Genomic DNA, 17,599 nt, shown 5'->3' on the forward strand with positions numbered 1-17,599 from the left:
CCAGGAGCCACCCAGAATGAGTCAACCACGCTCGCGTATTACCGAAGGTCACCCCTTTCCGTTGGGGTCGACCTGGGATGGTTTGGGCGTCAACTTCGCGCTCTTCTCGGCTCACGCCACCAAGGTCGAGCTGTGCATCTTCGATCCGGACGGTCTGGAAGAGATCGAGCGCATCGAATTGCCGGAGTACAGTGACGAAATCTGGCACGGCTACCTGCCCGATGCACATCCGGGGCTGATCTACGGTTACCGGGTTTACGGCCCTTACGAGCCGGAATCCGGACACCGTTTCAACCCCAACAAACTGCTGATCGACCCCTACGCCAAGCAGTTGGTTGGCGAACTGAAGTGGTCGGAAGCGCTGTTCGGCTACGAGATCGGCCACCCCGATGGCGACCTCAGCTTCGACGAGCGTGACAGTGCGCCCTTCGTGCCCAAGTGCAAGGTCGTCGACCCGGCTTACACCTGGGGCAAACACCGCAACCATCGCGTCGACTGGGACAAGACGGTGCTTTACGAAGCCCATCTGCGCGGTCTGACCATGCGTCACCCGTCGGTGGCCGAAGAAAAGCGCGGCACCTTCGCCGGGCTGATGAACGCCGACGTGATCAAGCACATCCGCAAACTGGGTGTTTCCTCGGTGGAGTTGCTACCCGTGCATGCCTTCGTCAATGACCAGCATCTGCTGGAAAAAGGCATGAACAACTATTGGGGTTACAACAGCATCGGCTTCTTCGCGCCTCATCCGCGCTACCTGGCCAGTGGGCACATCAACGAATTCAAGGAGATGGCTGCGCACCTGCACGACGCCGGCCTCGAGCTGATTCTCGACGTGGTCTACAACCACACCGCCGAAGGCAACGAACTGGGCCCTACCCTGTCCATGCGCGGCATCGACAACGCCAGCTATTACCGGTTGATGCCCGACGACAAGCGTTACTACATCAACGATTCCGGCACTGGCAACACCCTGGATCTGAGCCACCCCTGCGTGCTGCAGATGGTCACCGACTCGCTGCGCTACTGGGCCAAGGAAATGGGCGTGGACGGTTTCCGCTTCGACCTGGCGACCATTCTCGCCCGTGCCCACGACGGTTACGACGAGCGCCACAGCTTCCTGGTCGCCTGTCGCCAGGATCCGGTGCTGAGCAAGGTCAAGCTGATCGCCGAGCCGTGGGACTGCGGCCCGGGTGGCTATCAGGTCGGTGGGTTCCCACCGGGCTGGGCGGAGTGGAACGACAAGTTCCGTGACAACGTACGGGGCTTCTGGAAAGGCGACGAAGGTCAGTTGGCCGAGCTCGCCAGCCGCCTCACCGCGTCCGGCGACCTGTACAACCAGCGTGGTCGACGTCCGTTCACGTCGGTGAATTTTATCACCGCTCACGACGGTTTCACCCTCAATGACCTCGTGTCGTACAACGACAAGCACAACGAGGACAACGACGAGAACAACCAGGACGGCAGCAACAACAACCTGTCCTGGAACCACGGCGTCGAGGGGCCGACCGACGACGAGGAAATCAACGACCTGCGCCAACGCCAGATGCGCAATTTCATGGCCACCCTGCTGCTCGCCCAGGGCACACCGATGTTGGTGGCCGGTGACGAATTCGCCCGTACCCAGCACGGCAACAACAACGCCTACTGCCAGGACAGCGAAATCGGCTGGATCGACTGGAACCTCGGTGAACAGGGCAAGCAACTGCAAGCCTTCGTCAGCCGCCTGATCAAGCTGCGCATGAGCTACCCAATCCTGCGTCGTGGCCGCTTCTTCGTCGGTGCCTACAACGAAGAACTGGGGGTCAAGGACGTCACCTGGCTGGCCCCCCATGGCGAAGAGATGAGCGAAGAGAACTGGCACGACCCGAACGCCCGCTGCCTGGGCATGTTGCTCGATGGCCGCGCGCAGCCGACCGGCATTCGCCGCAGCGGCGCCGATGCGACCCTGCTGTTGGTGGTCAACGCGCATCACGATGTGGTGAATTTCCACCTGCCAGAGGTTGCCCAGGGCAGCCACTGGACCTGCATGCTCGATACCAACCGAGCCGACGAGCCGGAACACGAAGTATTCCAGTTCGGCGACGAGTTCACCGTGACTCATCGCTCCCTGGTGCTCTTCGAGCTGCACAAGGAAAAGCAGGAATGAAGCCCGGCGGCGGCTCTCCCGTGGATCGCCTCGACGTTCTGCTGGACGAGCTGCCGCTTGCTGCACCGATCCAACCCGAGGCCCTCGCCCATGCGTTGCAAACGCTGTGTCGCGCGGGCCTCGACCAATTACCGCAGCCCGGCGGTGGCCATACCCTGCAACGTTGGCAGGCGTTGGCCACGGTCGCTGCACACGATCTGAGCCTGTGCAAACTTTACGAAGGGCACACGGACGCCCTGGCGATCATGCAGCACTTCGCGGCACAGACGCCGCCCACCGACAGTACCTGGGGCATGTGGGCCGCCGAACCGCCCCAGGCCCGCGTCGAGCTGCATGCCGAGCACAGCGATGGCCGTGTTCGTCTGCATGGGCGCAAGGCCTGGTGCTCGGGCGCCAAGGTGCTCAGCCATGGGCTACTAACCGCCTGGAATGCCAATGGCGAGCAGCAACTGGTGGCCGTCGCGCTGGCCCAGCCAGGCGTCAGCGTCGGTAGTGAAGGCTGGCAGGCAATCGGCATGCAGGCCACGCAAAGCGTGGAGGTGTGCTTCAAGGATGCATACGGTTACTGCGTGGGCCCGCCCGGTGGCTACCTCCAGCGCCCGGGTTTCTGGCAGGGCGGCGCCGGTATCGCCGCCTGCTGGTATGGCTCAGCGCAATTGATCGGCGAGGCGCTGCGCAAGCACTGTGCGCGCCACGATGAACCTCACGCCCTCGCCCACCTCGGCGAGGTGGACAACGCCCTGCTCGCGGCGGCAAGCGCATTGCGCGACTGCGCCCGCTGGATCGACGCCAACCCGCAGGCGAGCGCCGAATTACCGGTGCGCCGGGTACGGGCTTCGTGCGAAAGCGCTGTCGACAACGTGATTCGCCACGTGGGCCGCGCACTGGGCGCCGCCCCGTATTGCCGTGACGGCACGCTCGCAAGGCATCTTGCCGATCTGCCGGTGTACCTGCGACAGAGCCATGCAGAACGCGACCTGGCCGATCTCGGCAAGCTCGCAGCGCAACAACGATCAGGGAGCTGGGCGCTATGAAAGCCAATCCAATTCAAGGACAAGGCACCTCGCCACAAGCGTGGAAAGCTTCACGGCACCTGGCTCAGGTAGCCGATATCGACTGCACAGAGCTGGTACCGGAAGGGTCACGGGCGGTCATCATTTCCCCTCATCCGGATGATGAAATCCTCGGTTGCGGCGGCTTGCTGCAACTGCTGGCGCACGAGCAACGCCACGTCTTACTGATATCGGTTACCGATGGCGGTGCCAGCCACCAGGGCTCACATTACTGGACGCCGCAACGGCTGAGCATCGTCCGCCCGCAAGAGAGCGCCGACGCGCTGAAGCGCCTGGGTCTGCCGCTCGACCACCTGCAATGGGTTCACGGGGGGTTTCCTGATACCGGCGTAGCCGCTCGGGAAAACGAGCTGCGCGACTTTCTCAGCATCTATCTGCAACCCAGCGACGTAGTGTTCTCCACCTGGAGTGAAGATGGTCACAGCGATCATGAAGCCGTAGGCCGTGCCTCCAGGGCAGCAGCACTGGCCTGTGGAGCACGAATGCACGAGGTACCGGTGTGGGCCTGGCACTGGGCCACACCGGAAGACCTGCGCATCCCGTGGGATCGGGCCCGCAAGCTACAGCTGGATAAGCAGCTTCAGGCGCGCAAGCGTCACGCGATACAAGCATTTGCCAGCCAGTTGTACAGCGATCCGGACACGGGCCACGAGCCGGTACTGTCGGCGATTACCGTGGAGCGTCTGCAGCAACCGTTCGAGGTGGTGTTCTTATGAGCGTCGCAGATAACTATTTCGAAAAGCTCTACAAGGGCAGCCAGGATCCCTGGTCATTCCGCGAGCGCTGGTACGAGCAGCGCAAGCGCAACCTGACGCTCGCCGCGCTGCCGCGCAACCACTACGGCAGTATCTTCGAACCGGGTTGCGCCAATGGCGAACTCAGCGCGCGCCTGGCCGAGCGCTGTACTCATCTGCTGTGCAGCGACACCTCGGCAATTGCGCTGGAACTCGCTCGCAACCGCCTGGCACATCGCAGTAACGTGCGCCTGCTGCAGACCCGCCTGCCCGGACAGTGGCCGGATGAAAGTTTCGACCTGATCGTGCTCAGCGAGTTGTGTTACTACCTCGACAAGGACGATCTTGATCGTCTGATCGAACGGGCTCGAACGTCCCTCAATCAGGGCGGCAACCTGCTGGCCTGCCATTGGCGCTGGCCGATCGACGAATGCCCGCAGAACGGTGATCAGGTACACGAGCGCATCCACCAGGCGTTGGGCCTGCCACGCCTTCTGCGCCATGAAGACGCCGACATGGTGCTTGAGGTATGGGGGACTGAGCCGACATCGGTTGCACAGCGTGAGGGACTGGCCCCCACCACGGGTGAAGAGTTACCAGCATGATCGGCGTCGTCATTCCTGCCCATAACGAAGAGCGGTCACTCGACCAGTGCCTCGATGCGGTGCTGACTGCCGCCGCTCACCCCGAGTTGAAGACAGCTGTTCGCGTCCTGGTCGTGCTCGACAGCTGCACCGATGGATCAGCCAGTGTCGTCGCCAATTACCCGGTCGATACTCTCACCCTTGAGGCACAGAACGTAGGCCTGGCGCGGGCTGCAGGTATCGAGTGGTTGCTGTCCCACGGCGCCACCTGGATCGCCTGCTCGGATGCCGACAGCCGCGTTGCGCCGGACTGGCTGGTACGTCAGTTGAGCCTTAATGCCGACATGGTATGCGGCACCGTGCAGGTCGCCGAATGGGGCGACCTTGGTCTGGACGTGCAGGCGCGCTACCAAAGCGCCTACCAGGCCCGCGACGGACATCGGCATATCCACGGTGCCAATCTATCGTTCAGCGCCGCCTGCTACCGCCGCGCCGGCGGCTTCAAGGCCATCCCGGTCGATGAAGACGTGCAACTGGTAGCGGCTTTCGAACGCATCGGCGCACATATCGCCTGGAGTAGCTTGCCGCAGGTATACACCAGTGCGCGGCTGGATTGCCGCACCCGCGGCGGCTTCGGTGACTACCTCAAGTCGCTGCTGTAGTCGCGAATGGGCCCAGGCCCCCACCCCATTCACTCAGTAAAAACCTTGAACCGCTCCCGCTTCCCCCCAGTCGGAATTTAACGATGCCTGGCACGCGTCCGGCTGCCCGGCGCGATGTTTACAGCCACCTCGACAACGACTTCAAGGTGCGCGCTCTGCGACACCGACACGTGCTTACCGAAGTACGACCTGACTGGGGCACGGCCTAACGCCCCCAGCAGGTCGCCAGGAGCTGCATGATTATGACCACCCACCAACCGGCACCGAGCGATTTAGCCACCGCGGTACATTCGCTGAAGATTCTCACGGTCAATACCCACAAGGGGTTCACCGCCCTGAATCGGCGCTTCATCCTGCCGGAGCTGCGCGATGCGGTACGTACGCTGTCGGCGGACATGGTGTTCCTGCAGGAGGTGCACGGTACCCACGAGCACCACGCCAAGCGCTACGAAGACTGGCCACCGACGCCGCAGTACGAGTTTCTGGCGGACAGCATGTGGCCGCAGTTCGCCTATGGCCGCAACGCCGTCTACCCCCACGGTGACCACGGCAACGCGCTGCTGTCGAAATTTCCCATCCTGCGCCACGAGAATCTGGATATCTCCATCGGCACTCAGGAGCAGCGCGGCTTGCTGCACTCGGTGCTCGACGTGCCGGGTCACGCCGAAGTGCACGCCATCTGCGTACACCTGGGGTTGCGGGAAGTCCATCGCAAGCAGCAACTCGGCCTGCTCTGCGAGGTGCTCGACAACCTACCGAGCGATGCACCGGTGATCGTCGCCGGCGACTTCAACGACTGGCGCAAACGCGCCGATGGGCTGCTGGCCGCCAGCGGTCTGAAGGAAGCCTTCGTCAGCGAACATGGCATGCCGGCCAGGAGCTTCCCTGCGCGCTGGCCGCTGCTGTGCCTGGATCGCATCTACGTGCGTAACGCAACGACTCACAACCCGCAGGTGCTGTCGACTCGCCCCTGGTCACACCTGTCGGATCATGCACCGTTGGCTGTGGAGATACGGCTATGAAGTACGACTGGCGTGATGGCAACCAGGTCGATTTGCTGATCAACGGCGAAGATTTCTTTCCTGCCGTGTTCGAAAGCATCCGCAACGCCCAGCGCGAGGTACTGCTGGAAACCTTCATCATCTTCGAAGACAAGGTCGGCATGGAGCTGCAGGAAGCGTTGATCGCTGCCGCACACAACGGCGCCCGCGTGGAGATCACCGTGGATGGCTACGGTACCGCCGACCTGTCGAAAGAATACGTCGCGGCCCTGGTCGCGGCCGGCGTGCGCGTGCACATGTTCGATCCGGGCAAGCGCCTGATGGGCATGCGTACCAACCTGTTCCGCCGCCTGCACCGCAAGATCGTGGTGATCGACAGCGAGCTGGCCTACATCGGCGGCATCAATTTCGGCGTCGATCACCTCATCGCGAGTGGGCCGATGGCCAAACAGGACTACGCGGTTCGTGTACGCGGCCCTATCGTTGCTGATCTGCACGCCGCCAGCGAACGCCTGCTGGAGGCACGCGACGACCGTGAAGTAGCCCTGCGCCGCAGCAATCAGCCCACCCAGCACCGGCATGCCGGCAACAGCCGGATGCTGATGGCCATCCGCGACAATGGCGACGACACCAACACTATCGAACAGCACTACCTGGACGCCGTGCGCAACGCCCAGCATCGCCTGGTGGTGGCCAACGCCTATTTCTTTCCGGGCTACCGCCTGCTGCGCGAACTGCGCAATGCAGCGCGGCGTGGGGTAAAGGTCACCCTGATTCTTCAGGGCCAGCCGGACATGCCGCTGGTGCGCCTGTGCTCGCGACTGACCTACAACTACCTGCTGCGCGACGGCGTGACCATCTACGAATACTGCCAGCGCCCGCTGCACGGCAAGGTTGCGCTGGCCGATCACGAATGGTCGACCGTGGGCTCCAGCAACCTGGACCCACTGAGCCTGTCGCTGAACCTGGAGGCCAACGTGATCGTCCGTGACCCGGCCCTCAACCGCCGCCTATACGAGCACCTGATGGAACTGGCCACCTCAAGCTGCAAATCGGTGCCGCTCAAGCGGGTGATGCGCGGTTACTGGTGGCGCGCACCGCTGATCTTCATGTGCTTCCACTTCCTGCGCCACTTTCCGGCCATCGCCGGCTGGTTCCCGGCCCACTCGCCACGGCTCAAGCTGCTGCAACCAAAAGTCGAAGCACCGCAGTGCGGCACCTTGCAGGTCGACCAGGAGAAAGTCTCGTGAGCAAGCCCGACGACAAGCAAGGCAAACCCGTCTGGCGCTGGGCCAAGCGCCTGCTCACGGTGTGCCTGTTCATCCTGGTGCCGGTGTTGCTGTTCATGCTGATCAAGAACCTCGACTGGCAGGAAGTCAGCGAGGCGCTGCGCGGCTACAGCAGCGGCATTCTGCTCGCCGCCGTTGGCGTATCGGCACTGAGCTATGCCGTCTACTCGAGCTTCGACCTGATCGGCCGCGCCTATACCGGCCACACACTACCGGCAAGGCAGATCCTGCCGCTGACCTTCGTCTGCTACGCCTTCACCCTCAACCTCAGTTCCTGGGTCGGCGGCGTCGCCCTGCGCTACCGCCTGTATTCGCGTCTGGGGCTCAAGGTGTCGACCATCACCCGCGTACTGAGCATGAGCCTGATCACCAACTGGCTGGGCTACATTCTGCTCGCCGGCGTGGTGTTCACGTTCGGCCTGCTCAAGCTGCCGGAAGGCTGGGCCATCGGCGCCACCGGTTTACGCATCATCGGCCTGGGCCTGCTCGTTGCAGGCGTCGGCTACCTGCTGGCCTGCCAATTTTCCAAACGCCGCACCTGGAGCGTCCGCGGTCATGAGCTGACCCTGCCCGCACTGCCCATGGCCCTGCTGCAGGCCGGCCTGGGTGCGCTGAACTGGTCGCTGATGGCGCTGATCATCTACCTGTTGCTGCCAGCAGAAGCCTTCTACCCGATGATTCTCGGCATTCTGATGATCAGCAGCATCGCCGGGGTGATCACCCATATCCCTGCCGGGCTGGGGGTCATTGAGGCCGTGTTCATCGCCCTGCTGCAGCACGAAATGTCCAAGGGCAGCATCGTCGCCGCGCTGATCGGCTACCGGGCGATCTACTTCCTGCTGCCACTGGCCGTCGCCTGCGTGGTGTACCTGGTGCTGGAAAAACGCGCGAAGACGCTGCGCCAGAACGGCCAGGATGGTGCATCCGCAGAGGCCACGGGTTCAACCGCCAGCCACCAATAGCGGCCGCAGTGCCGCCACCAACGCCGGCGAGGCGCGATATAGTGGCACATGCCCGCGCAGCAATACCTGCGCGGTGCGCCGATAGGCCGCACTGCTGACCTGCAGCTTACCGTCGTGCTCACGGGCCACCACCGTGGTGGCAAGAATGCCCGCCGGGTTTTCGATGGCCACCTCGATATCGGCGAATTCGCCCGACGGCACTGCGAGCCCCTCGGCGACCTGCCAGGCCACCGAACCCGGAATCAATGCCGCCGCAGCTAAACAGCAACCACCGGAAACCGCCATCGAGGCATGCAATGCCTGGGGCGTGAAGTAGCGCACCGACAGGTTACCGTCTCCCTGGGGTGGCCCAACGATACAAACCTTGGGCTGGGTTTCGCTGCGCGCCAGTTCATCGGCCGTCATCAGCTCACCATCACGGCGGCGCAGTTTCATCCGCAATCCTGCCTCGACCCAAACACGGCGCAAGTCGGCCATAAAGGCCTGATCGTTTTGCAGCTCGCTCAGCGGCTCGTGGGCGGTCTTGCCGAAATCGCTGGCCAGGGCGATGACCATCGGCACTGCCACATCGACACAGGACACCGCACGCCCGTCGATCTGCTCGACCACCTGACCGGTCGGTAGCAACTGCCCGGTCTTGGCGCCCACGGGGTCATGCAGAAACAGATCGACCGAGGGAAACTCACCGCTGACACCGGGAATCGACGCGCTGACCAGCGCACCTTCGGCAGTACGCCCGATGCGCCCGGTGCTGATCACTCCAGTATTGCTGTTGCGAATGCTGATATCGCGGCTCTCGCCCGCCGCCGCATCGACTAGCCCGACATCCAACGCCCAGAGTGGCAGTGCGCTGGATAGGTTGCCGCAATTCACGCTCCAGTCGATGGCGGCGTGGTCACTGGCCAGTTGCGCCAGGGTGCTGACCAATCGCTCGCCGTCGCTGCTCGTTTCCCAGTCGACGAAGAACACCTTGTTGCTGGTCGGGGCGCCACGGCCCAGGCCGGTGATCTGTCGATTGCCGGGCTGCGAGCCACTCAGGGGCACGCCCATCAGATGGCGCAGCAGTTCCTCACGCAACGCCGGATCCGCAGGCGCGAACGGCTCCCAGATCACCAGCCCGGTAGACGTCCCGCCGCGCATATGGTGCACCGGAAACTCGAGCAGGCCCTCACGCAGGCGGGGTTGGAATTCGGCAGACTGCAACATCCGCATCGACACGTCCTCGTGTTTGGGTGGGGCGGTCATGGTAGCCGCATCGGGCGGATCATGCAGAGGGCGACTTAGCCAGGTAGCCTCCAGGCACCGCGCAAGGCCTGCAGCGCCTCGCCGATAGCCTTTTCCGGCACCGCCGCGAAGCCGAGCACCAAGCCGGCGCGCTGATCCGGCGGCGTATCGCCCTCGGGTAACCACTGCACGCTGAGCGGGTTGATCTCCACCCCTACGCCAGCCGCGCGAGCGATCAACTCTCGCTCTCGCGCCAGGCTTTCGCAGCGCACGCTCAGGTGCAGACCGGCGTGCACATCGGGCAAAGGCGCACAACCCGGCAGAGACTCCGGCCAGCCCGCCAGCAGCGCATCCCGACGGGCACGCGCGGCATTGCGCATGCGGCGGATATGCCGCTGGAAATGCCCGGCTGCGATGAACTCAGCCATTACCGCCTGGGTGCCGATTTCCGAGTGGCGCATATCCACTGCACGACGCCGGGCGAAGGCAGCAGCCAGACGGGGTGGCAGTACCAGATAGCCGAGCCGTAGCGCCGGAAAGGCGATCTTGCAGAAGGTGCCGACGTAGAGCACACGCTGCCCACGATCCAGTGCGGCCAACGGCGCCAGCGGCGTGCCGCTGTAACGGTATTCGCCGTCGTAATCGTCCTCGATGATCCAGGCGTCGTTACGCTCGGCCCAGTCGAGCAGCGCAAGGCGCCTGGGCAGCGACAGCGTCACCCCGGTCGGATACTGGTGCGAAGGCGTGACATAGGCCAGCCTACACGGCCCTGCCCGCTCCAGCGCCGCGACATCCAGGCCGTCAGCATCGACGGCAATACCGCGCAGCTGCGCACCGGCAACACTGAAAGCATGACCCGCGGCACGGTAACCCGGATCTTCGACGGCCACCGGATCGCCCGGCCCGACCAGTAATTGCGCGCACAGGCTGATCGCCTGCTGTGCACCGCAGGTGACGATGATCTGCGCCGGATCGCACTGCAGGCCCCGGCTGCTTCGCAGGTAGGCGGCGATTAGCTCGCGCAGTTGCGGGTCACCCGCCGGATCACCATAGCCCAGCCGTGCCGGTGACGGCCTGCGCCAGAAACGCGCTGACAGCCGCGCCCAGGTCTCGAACGGAAACAGATCGAAAGCCGGCACGCCAACCCGAAAAGCCCGCGGCGCACCGGATAACGGCGCCGGCAGATGGTGCTCGTCGAGCAGTTGCAGCGCGGCGCTGCTGGCCGCCCCCGGCGCTTCGCTGACTGGCGGCTCCGCTACTGCGGCAATGGCAGCCACATAGGTGCCATCGCCAACCCGGCCCTCCACGTAGCCTTCGGCATAGAGCTGATCCAGCGCACGGTTCACCGTATTGCGGGATACGCCCAGGCGCTCGGCCAATTGCCGGCTGGCGGGCAGTCGCGTGCCGCCAGGCAAACGGCCATCGAGCACACGTTCGCGCAGGGCCTGGTAGAGCTGTCGGGACAATCCCTTGCCGGGCTGCAGACGCAGACCGGAAAGGTCGACCGGCAAAGGAGCTGTAGATGCCATCGATTGGCCCCATGAAAGTCATTGAAAATGGATCTTACAACAGACCAATAGCAGTTTTAGCATAAGCGCATCCACTGATTGGAATGCCCCATGTATTTACCTTCCGCTTTCCGCCAGAACGACCTCGCCGCCCTGCACCGGGAGATTGCCGGCTGCCGCTTGGCTACTCTGATCAGCCATGGCGAGAACGGCCTGCAAGCCAGCCACCTACCCTTGCTGCTACGCCCCGAAGAAGGCCCGTACGGCACACTGTACGGCCACTTGGCGCGGGCCAATCCGCACTGGCGGGTACTGGCCGAAGGTGGTGAAGCGCTGGTGATTTTCAACAGCGCCGATGCCTATATCAGCCCGTCCTGGTACCCGGCCAAGGCCGAGCACGGCAAGGTGGTGCCCACCTGGAATTACATCGCAGTGCATGCCTACGGCCAGGCTGCGGTTTTCGATGACGGCGAACGCCTGCTGAGCCTGCTCGACGAACTCACCGCCCGTCACGAGAACCCGCGCCCGCAACCCTGGGCACTGAACGATGCACCCCAGGAGTACATCGCCGGCATGCTGCGCGCCATCGTCGGCTTCGCGCTGCCCATCGAGCGCCTGGAAGGCAAATGGAAGCTCGGCCAGAACCGCAGCGAAGCGGATCGCCAGGGTGTGCATGACGGCCTCAGCGCCAGTGCTGATCCCCGCGACCGCGCCCTGGCGCAGCGTATGAATGACTAATCACCGAGGAGACCTGGATCATGGAAATACGCGCAATCACTGCTGACGACCAGGCTGCCTGGTCGCCGCTCTGGCAAGGCTATCTACGCTTCTACGGGCAGCAGATGCCCGAGGCCACCACAGCCCTGACCTGGCAACGCTTTCTCGCTGACGACGAGCCGATGCATGCGGCCCTCGCCTGGCACGAAGGGCGAGCCATCGGCCTGGTGCACTGGATCTTCCACCGCTCCTGCTGGACGACCGGCGACTACTGTTACCTACAGGATCTGTTCGTCGACGAAAGCGTGCGCGGCAGCGGCGCCGGACGCGGGCTGATCGAACATGTCTACGCCCAGGCCAAGCTGGCCGGCGCTTCACGGGTGCACTGGCTGACCCATGAAAGCAACACCACCGCGATGCAGCTCTACGATCACATCGCCGAGCGCTCCGGCTTCGTGCAATACCGCAAGCAGCTGTAATCAGGAACCCAGACCATGACCAACGACACCCTGCTCGACTGGAAACCCGTTTCGCCGCCACCTCGCAGCGCCATTGATGGCCGCTACGTGCGCCTGGAACCGCTGGACGCTACAGCGCATAGCGATGATCTCTGGCAAGCCCTGCAGGGCCCGGACAGCGACCCTGCCCTGTGGAATTACCTGCCCTACGGCCCGTTCGCCGAGCGCGCCGGGTTCGATGCCTGGCTGCAGGAAAAGCAAAGCACCAGCGACCCGCTGTTCTTCAGTGTGATCGACAAGACCACTGGACGTGCCGTTGGGCTACTCAGTTTTCTGCGTATCACGCCGGTCGACGGCTGTATCGAAATCGGCCATATCGCTTTTGGCCGCGCCATGCAGCGCTCGCCCGCCTCCACCGAGGCGATCTGGCTGCTGATGAGTCTGGCGATGGACGACCTAGGCAATCGGCGCCTGGAGTGGAAATGCAATGCACGCAACGCCCGCTCGCTGCGCGCCGCTGAGCGTCTGGGTTTCGTTCACGAGGGGTTATTCCGTCAGCACGCCGTGATCAAGGGACAGAACCGCGATACCGCCTGGTTCTCGATCATCGACAGCGAATGGCCGCAATGCCGCGACGCCTTTGTGCGCTGGTTGTCACCCAACAATTTCGATGAGCAAGGCAAGCAGCGTCAGCGCCTGGAAGCATTGCGTATTCGGTAGTTGAAATCTCGGGCGATACGATCGCGGCGACACAGCACGAACGGCACCGTGCTCACAATTCGCCGCGGGGTCGCGGCTCCTACACGGGGTCGTGAGATCACCGCAAATCCGGTAGGAGCGTCGCCCTCCGCGCGATGGGGTGGTAGCCATACCGCAACAACGCGTCATGGCCACCATTCGCCGGCAAGCCGGATCCTACAAAGAAGTCGCGTCATGGAGGAGGTTTAGAGCGGCGCGCCGAGCCAGGCGGAGATCAGCAACAGCAGCGCCATGGCCTGATTGAAGCGAGTCATGGCCTGGGCCGAGGTGAACAGTTTGGCAACACCACGTCCGAGCAATGCCCAACAGCCCAGGCATGGCAAAGCGATAGCCAGGAAGATCGCCGCCAGCAGAGTTACGCGCATGGCCTGCCCGGGGCCAGGTGTGGCGAACACGCTGACCACCGCCAAAGCCATCATCCAGGTCTTGGGGTTGACCAGTTGCAGTGCCGCACCGGCGAACAGGCCAAGCCGCTGCTCGCCTGGCTGCGCATCGTCTGCGTTCAACGCGGTAGCCGGGCTGCTGAAGATGCGCCACGCCAGGTAGCTCAGCCACAACACGCCGAACCAGGCCATTGCCCATTGCAGGCGTGGGTGCTGTTGCAGCAATTCGCCGAGCCCAAGCCCGACTGCCACCACGATTGCCGCAGACCCCACACAGGCGCCGAGCACCAGCGGCAGGGTCGCCGCTACGCCGTAACGGGCGCTGCTGCCAAGCACCAGCACATTGGTCGGCCCCGGGGTGATCGACGCGACGAAAGCGAACAGCATGAAGGGCAACAACTGAGTCATGACAGGCTCCAGACAAACCGAGCGCTGATCATGAGTCGGGCAGCGTCAGGCGTCTGGAAGGTTTGAGCAACGACGCTGGTAATGGGCCGGGGTCATGCCGTAGGCACGCCGGAACCAGCGCCCGAGGTGACTCTGATCGGCGAAACCAAGTACCGCCGCCACCTGCACCGGCGGTTCGCCACGGGCCAGCATATGCCTCGCCCGGGCCAGGCGCAGTTGCACCAGATAGGCATGTGGCGCCAGGCCAAAAGCTGCCTTGAAGGCGCGGCTGAGGCGAAAGCGATCGACCCCACAGGCGGCGGCCAGGTCATCGAGACCAATGTCGCGAGTATGCTGATCATGCAGGAAATCCCGCGCACGCTGCGCAACCAACGGCAGGCGCGGATCCGGATCGAGGCGCCGACGCCAGTGCAGCTGTTCGGTCAGACGCATCAGGAGGGCGTCCAGTGCGCTCTGCCTGACCATGCGCATCTCCTGGCGATGCAGCGCGGCAAAAGCCTCGCCGACCGCCGCGAGCAGGCGCGGCTCACTGGCCAGGATGGCGCTGAAGCCGGGCAAGCAATCGGCCGGCGCCTGTTCGAACAGGCTGCGCAGCTCGCGTTCCAGCCACTGGGCATCGAGATACAGCATCGAGTAAGTGAAGCCTTCCGGCTCCGGTGCATGGCCGTCATGAAGCTCGCCCGGCTCGAGTAGAAACACCTGACCGGCGAGGCTACTGTTCAGTTGCTTGCGGCAGTGAAACTGCTGCACGCCCTGTTCGGTGAAACCGACCAGATAAGCGTCATGCCAATGGGGATCGTAGGCATGCCCGCGAAAATGCGCGCGGATGGTCTCGATACCGGTGTCTTCATCCTGGGCCAGGTCGACCCAACTCTGCGCGCTCATGCTTGCTCCAGCGCCACGCTCTGCGGAGCTTGCATGCTAACCGACCCGTTAGACGCTTTCTGGAAGTTTTGTGCAGCCGGTTATCGAGCCCGCGCCATGCAGCGTTGATGACGGGTGTCGACACGCTCGGCGAACCAGGCGGTGGTCAGCCGGCGGGTAATCTTCGGGCTTTTCAGCACGATGCCTGGCAGCACCGCCCGCGGCAGCGACATGCCTTCTGCCTCATCAGCCAGAGCGAAGACCCGCTCGTACAGGCGGCTTTCTTCGAACTCCAGGGTATCGCCCTCCTCCAGCGCCCGGCGGATCGCCCGATCGCTCATGTCCAGGCGTTTGCCAAGAGAACGCACGGCCAGTTCGGTGGAGCCAGGCTTGCTTGTGCCGTGAATGATCAGATCGCCGTCCAGCGCCAGCGGAATACCCGAGGCGATGGTGACCGCATGCTGAAAGGCCGCGTTGCGGCTGGCGTACCAGCCGGCATTGAAGTCAGCGAAACGATAAAGGGGTTTCGGGTAGCTGGCCGGATAGCCCAGCAGATGGGCGATACCGAAGTACATGCCGCCACGGCGGCTGAACACCTCGCGGCGAATCGAGCCATCGGGTGGATAGGGATAACCTTCGGCATTGGCCTGGGCGAAGGCGATGCTGACCTGCATCGGCCCACCGGTACGTACTGGATTGAGAGTGCCGAACAGCTGCCGACCGAGCGGCACCATGCCGGTAAAGTCATCGAAAATGGCGCTCAGCTGCTTCTCCGTGCGCACGCTGTTCAGGCGTTGCTGATAGGTCTTACCTGTGGGCGACTCGATATTCAGCGCGGCATTCACCACGAACCCCGGAATATGCAGGCTGGCAGCGCGACGGTCGATCTCCACCCGGGCGATCTTCGCCAGGCCAGGTACCTGCGGGTCGGCAGTGAACGTCGATTCCTGCTCCGTCACCGCCAGCACTGCGCAAATGTTCTCGGTGCTCGGCGGGATCTCCTGAGCAGCGAACGCCGCATAGATATCGGCTGCCCAGCCCTCGCGGTCTGGCGTATTTACCGGCATCAGGCGGACGATCTGTGCGCGTACCTCGGCCGGTCTTGGCGCGGGCACCTGCGGCTGACTGGAACAGCCGGCCAACAGCAGGATCAGCAGCGCACAGGGTGTACGCAGGAACGATGACTTCACCCGGACAATCCTCGGATAGCAATGACCCTGCTGAGACAACGCCAGCCCCCAGCCTATCCACGATAATTTCAGCCGATTCAATGCCTGCTACGTCCGACCAGACGCGCCTGCATCTCGGTCGCTCGATCCTGCCGACCGGACACCTGATACAAGTTGAGCAAGTCCTCGAGCGTTTCGGTGATCGCCGGGTCACGCTGATTCAGCGCTGCCTGGCGAATCTCCAGAGCCCGCAACAGCAGCGGCTCGGCCTTGGCATAATCGCCCTGCACGCCATAGAGCCCGGCCAGATTGCTCAGCGCCACGGCGACCTGTGGATGCTGCAAGCCATACAGTCGCTCGTCCATGGCCAGGGCGCGGCGCATCAATACATCGGCTTCTGGGTAACGCCCCTGACGGGCATACAGACCCGCGAGATTATTGAGGCTGAGGGACAGCTGTGGATGGTCACCGCCAAGACGCTGCTCGCGAATGGCCAGCGCGCGTCGGTAATGCGGCTCGGCTTCGACGTAGCGGCCCTGCGCTTCCATGAGCAGGCCGACGTTATTGAGCACGCCCGCCACTGCGAGATCGGATGCCCCCAGTGCTTTCTCGAAGTTGCTCAGGGCGCGACCGTAGGCCTTCTCGGCCTCGGCGTAGCGACCCTGGGATGTGTACAACAAAGCCAGATTGTTGAGACTCTCGGCCACGTAGGGGCTGTCCGCGCCAAGCTTGTGCTCACGGATGTTAAGGGCGCGGAGGTAATAACCCTCGGCTTCGGCGTACTGGTCACGGGCATCGTGAACCTTGCCCAGATTGATCAGCGCCGCAGCCACGCCGAGATCATCCGCTCCCAGGGCCTTCTCACGAATGCTCAGGGCACGCTGGTAAAGCGGCAGCGCTTCGTCGAAACGCCCAAGGCTCGCATACACGCTCGCCAGCGTATCGAGGCTGTCGGCGATGACCCGTTCACCAGCGCCAGCCTTAAGCTCTGCCAGGGCCAGGGCCTGACGCGCGGGTTCGATAGCACGTTGGTACTGCCCGGCCTGAAACAGCTCCCGAATCTGGGCATCCAACAGCGCCCGGCGCTCGTCATCCCCGGCTGCGAATGCATCGACCGAAACGGTCAATAGCAGCGCCAGAAAACTCGCTCGCATCTTCTTCATCCCTGAATAAGCAGCCATCGTTGAACCGTCTCATAGGAAAAGCAGCGGAAAAAGCAGTTCGAACCGGGACACAAACGCAGCGGTCTACAAATAACCTATGGCCCGAATCAACGGACCTGCGGACACGGAGCAAGTTCCGCTCCAGGATCGGCATGAGCAAGGAGATCCACCCATGGTTACCCATTACAAGACCGACGGTCACTTGGCCTGCGGCACCCACGGCGAGAACGTCACCTCCAGCAAAGAGCTGAACCGGGTGAAGTGCCGCAACTGCCGTAACACCGAAGTCTACAAGCAGGCCCGTCGTGACACTCGCAATGCCAGCCGACGCGCTGCCCGCAAGGCCAAGAGCAATCAGCCTCGTACCGACTGGCGCTCGTCCTGGCAGCAACGCCTTACCGAGCTGCCGGGCACCCACCGCTTGCCGCGCGGCTTCGCTGGGCAGCCCTACGTCTAGGGTTCAGCGTAAGTCAGGCTGATAGCAGAAGGGGTGGA

General features: G+C 63.5%; 18 protein-coding genes. 12 read left to right on the top strand and 6 right to left on the bottom strand.

Annotated features, from left to right (window positions below; translation table 11 throughout):
• Positions 1 to 16 precede the first annotated feature (16 nt).
• The 8 genes from glgX to ACZ0AI_RS08640 all read left to right on the top strand — a co-directional run bounded on the left by glgX (position 17) and on the right by ACZ0AI_RS08640 (position 8,451).
• Positions 17 to 2,146, top strand: coding sequence for a glycogen debranching protein GlgX (gene glgX, locus ACZ0AI_RS08605; protein ID WP_463565374.1), 2,130 nt, complete (start codon positions 17 to 19; stop codon positions 2,144 to 2,146).
• Positions 2,143 to 3,180 carry an acyl-CoA dehydrogenase gene (locus ACZ0AI_RS08610; protein ID WP_463565375.1) on the top strand — a complete coding sequence of 346 codons (1,038 nt, stop codon included), beginning with the start codon at positions 2,143 to 2,145 and terminating at the stop codon, positions 3,178 to 3,180. The genes glgX and ACZ0AI_RS08610 overlap by 4 nt, the downstream gene beginning before the upstream one ends.
• Positions 3,177 to 3,935: a PIG-L deacetylase family protein gene (locus ACZ0AI_RS08615; RefSeq protein ID WP_463565376.1), complete on the top strand. Its 759-nt coding sequence runs from the start codon at positions 3,177 to 3,179 to the stop codon at positions 3,933 to 3,935. Before ACZ0AI_RS08610 ends, ACZ0AI_RS08615 begins: the two co-directional genes overlap by 4 nt.
• Entirely contained in the window at positions 3,932 to 4,558 is a 627-nt protein-coding gene (locus ACZ0AI_RS08620) for a class I SAM-dependent DNA methyltransferase (RefSeq protein WP_463565377.1), read from the top strand. Before ACZ0AI_RS08615 ends, ACZ0AI_RS08620 begins: the two co-directional genes overlap by 4 nt.
• Positions 4,555 to 5,199: a glycosyltransferase family 2 protein gene (locus tag ACZ0AI_RS08625; RefSeq protein ID WP_463565378.1), complete on the top strand. Its 645-nt coding sequence runs from the start codon at positions 4,555 to 4,557 to the stop codon at positions 5,197 to 5,199. The genes ACZ0AI_RS08620 and ACZ0AI_RS08625 overlap by 4 nt, the downstream gene beginning before the upstream one ends.
• Before the next feature lie 242 nt (positions 5,200 to 5,441).
• Positions 5,442 to 6,221, top strand: a complete 780-nt coding sequence (locus ACZ0AI_RS08630) for an endonuclease/exonuclease/phosphatase family protein (protein WP_463565379.1) — start codon at positions 5,442 to 5,444, stop codon at positions 6,219 to 6,221.
• Entirely contained in the window at positions 6,218 to 7,450 is a 1,233-nt protein-coding gene (gene clsB / locus ACZ0AI_RS08635) for a cardiolipin synthase ClsB (RefSeq protein ID WP_463565380.1), read from the top strand. Before ACZ0AI_RS08630 ends, clsB begins: the two co-directional genes overlap by 4 nt.
• Entirely contained in the window at positions 7,447 to 8,451 is a 1,005-nt protein-coding gene (locus ACZ0AI_RS08640; RefSeq protein ID WP_463565381.1) for a lysylphosphatidylglycerol synthase domain-containing protein, read from the top strand. The genes clsB and ACZ0AI_RS08640 overlap by 4 nt, the downstream gene beginning before the upstream one ends.
• Here ACZ0AI_RS08640 and ACZ0AI_RS08645 read toward each other — a convergent pair.
• Positions 8,431 to 9,696: a PrpF domain-containing protein gene (locus ACZ0AI_RS08645; protein WP_463565382.1), complete on the bottom strand. Its 1,266-nt coding sequence runs from the start codon at positions 9,694 to 9,696 to the stop codon at positions 8,431 to 8,433. The two genes, ACZ0AI_RS08640 and ACZ0AI_RS08645, sit on opposite strands and share 21 nt — an antisense overlap.
• Before the next feature lie 35 nt (positions 9,697 to 9,731).
• On the bottom strand, positions 9,732 to 11,204 hold the full coding sequence (gene pdxR / locus ACZ0AI_RS08650; protein ID WP_463565383.1) for a MocR-like pyridoxine biosynthesis transcription factor PdxR: 1,473 nt from the start codon (positions 11,202 to 11,204) through the stop codon (positions 9,732 to 9,734).
• 90 nt (positions 11,205 to 11,294) lie between these two features.
• Here pdxR and ACZ0AI_RS08655 point away from each other — a divergent pair, with 90 nt between their 5' ends.
• From ACZ0AI_RS08655 to ACZ0AI_RS08665, 3 genes are read left to right on the top strand one after another with little or no spacing between them, the layout of a single operon-like run.
• On the top strand, positions 11,295 to 11,921 hold the full coding sequence (locus tag ACZ0AI_RS08655) for an FMN-binding negative transcriptional regulator (RefSeq protein WP_463565384.1): 627 nt from the start codon (positions 11,295 to 11,297) through the stop codon (positions 11,919 to 11,921).
• 20 nt (positions 11,922 to 11,941) lie between these two features.
• Positions 11,942 to 12,379 (top strand): GNAT family N-acetyltransferase, encoded by a 438-nt coding sequence (locus tag ACZ0AI_RS08660; protein WP_463565385.1) that lies wholly within the window; start codon positions 11,942 to 11,944, stop codon positions 12,377 to 12,379.
• Between the two features lie 15 nt (positions 12,380 to 12,394).
• Positions 12,395 to 13,078 carry a GNAT family N-acetyltransferase gene (locus tag ACZ0AI_RS08665; RefSeq protein WP_463565386.1) on the top strand — a complete coding sequence of 228 codons (684 nt, stop codon included), beginning with the start codon at positions 12,395 to 12,397 and terminating at the stop codon, positions 13,076 to 13,078.
• A gap of 224 nt (positions 13,079 to 13,302) precedes the next feature.
• Here ACZ0AI_RS08665 and ACZ0AI_RS08670 read toward each other — a convergent pair whose 3' ends face one another.
• The 4 genes from ACZ0AI_RS08670 to ACZ0AI_RS08685 form a co-directional block, all read right to left on the bottom strand.
• On the bottom strand, positions 13,303 to 13,908 hold the full coding sequence (locus ACZ0AI_RS08670; RefSeq protein WP_463565387.1) for a LysE family translocator: 606 nt from the start codon (positions 13,906 to 13,908) through the stop codon (positions 13,303 to 13,305).
• 45 nt (positions 13,909 to 13,953) lie between these two features.
• On the bottom strand, positions 13,954 to 14,793 hold the full coding sequence (locus ACZ0AI_RS08675) for an AraC family transcriptional regulator (RefSeq protein ID WP_463565388.1): 840 nt from the start codon (positions 14,791 to 14,793) through the stop codon (positions 13,954 to 13,956).
• A gap of 80 nt (positions 14,794 to 14,873) precedes the next feature.
• Entirely contained in the window at positions 14,874 to 15,962 is a 1,089-nt protein-coding gene (locus ACZ0AI_RS08680; RefSeq protein WP_463565389.1) for a DUF1615 domain-containing protein, read from the bottom strand.
• 77 nt (positions 15,963 to 16,039) lie between these two features.
• Positions 16,040 to 17,095: a tetratricopeptide repeat protein gene (locus tag ACZ0AI_RS08685; protein WP_463565390.1), complete on the bottom strand. Its 1,056-nt coding sequence runs from the start codon at positions 17,093 to 17,095 to the stop codon at positions 16,040 to 16,042.
• Between the two features lie 181 nt (positions 17,096 to 17,276).
• On the opposite strand from ACZ0AI_RS08685, the gene ACZ0AI_RS08690 reads away from it, so the two are divergent.
• The gene (locus ACZ0AI_RS08690) at positions 17,277 to 17,561 is read left to right on the top strand and encodes a hypothetical protein (RefSeq protein ID WP_463565391.1); all 285 of its coding nucleotides are present in this window, start codon (positions 17,277 to 17,279) and stop codon (positions 17,559 to 17,561) included.
• Positions 17,562 to 17,599: the final 38 nt, after the last annotated feature.

This window comes from Pseudomonas sp. AC355 (assembly GCF_979258205.1).

What these genes read in the sequence shown, in the direction of transcription:
- ACZ0AI_RS08660 (WP_463565385.1), top strand. Translation starts at nt 11,942, where the DNA reads ATGGAAATACGCGCAATCACTGCTGACGACCAGGCTGCCTGGTCGCCG.
- ACZ0AI_RS08685 (WP_463565390.1), bottom strand. Translation starts at nt 17,095, where the DNA reads ATGCGAGCGAGTTTTCTGGCGCTGCTATTGACCGTTTCGGTCGATGCA.
- clsB (WP_463565380.1), top strand. Translation starts at nt 6,218, where the DNA reads ATGAAGTACGACTGGCGTGATGGCAACCAGGTCGATTTGCTGATCAAC.
- ACZ0AI_RS08615 (WP_463565376.1), top strand. Translation starts at nt 3,177, where the DNA reads ATGAAAGCCAATCCAATTCAAGGACAAGGCACCTCGCCACAAGCGTGG.
- ACZ0AI_RS08645 (WP_463565382.1), bottom strand. Translation starts at nt 9,696, where the DNA reads ATGACCGCCCCACCCAAACACGAGGACGTGTCGATGCGGATGTTGCAG.
- ACZ0AI_RS08675 (WP_463565388.1), bottom strand. Translation starts at nt 14,793, where the DNA reads ATGAGCGCGCAGAGTTGGGTCGACCTGGCCCAGGATGAAGACACCGGT.
- ACZ0AI_RS08625 (WP_463565378.1), top strand. Translation starts at nt 4,555, where the DNA reads ATGATCGGCGTCGTCATTCCTGCCCATAACGAAGAGCGGTCACTCGAC.
- ACZ0AI_RS08630 (WP_463565379.1), top strand. Translation starts at nt 5,442, where the DNA reads ATGACCACCCACCAACCGGCACCGAGCGATTTAGCCACCGCGGTACAT.
- ACZ0AI_RS08690 (WP_463565391.1), top strand. Translation starts at nt 17,277, where the DNA reads ATGGTTACCCATTACAAGACCGACGGTCACTTGGCCTGCGGCACCCAC.
- ACZ0AI_RS08670 (WP_463565387.1), bottom strand. Translation starts at nt 13,908, where the DNA reads ATGACTCAGTTGTTGCCCTTCATGCTGTTCGCTTTCGTCGCGTCGATC.
- glgX (WP_463565374.1), top strand. Translation starts at nt 17, where the DNA reads ATGAGTCAACCACGCTCGCGTATTACCGAAGGTCACCCCTTTCCGTTG.
- ACZ0AI_RS08655 (WP_463565384.1), top strand. Translation starts at nt 11,295, where the DNA reads ATGTATTTACCTTCCGCTTTCCGCCAGAACGACCTCGCCGCCCTGCAC.
- ACZ0AI_RS08610 (WP_463565375.1), top strand. Translation starts at nt 2,143, where the DNA reads ATGAAGCCCGGCGGCGGCTCTCCCGTGGATCGCCTCGACGTTCTGCTG.
- ACZ0AI_RS08620 (WP_463565377.1), top strand. Translation starts at nt 3,932, where the DNA reads ATGAGCGTCGCAGATAACTATTTCGAAAAGCTCTACAAGGGCAGCCAG.
- pdxR (WP_463565383.1), bottom strand. Translation starts at nt 11,204, where the DNA reads ATGGCATCTACAGCTCCTTTGCCGGTCGACCTTTCCGGTCTGCGTCTG.
- ACZ0AI_RS08665 (WP_463565386.1), top strand. Translation starts at nt 12,395, where the DNA reads ATGACCAACGACACCCTGCTCGACTGGAAACCCGTTTCGCCGCCACCT.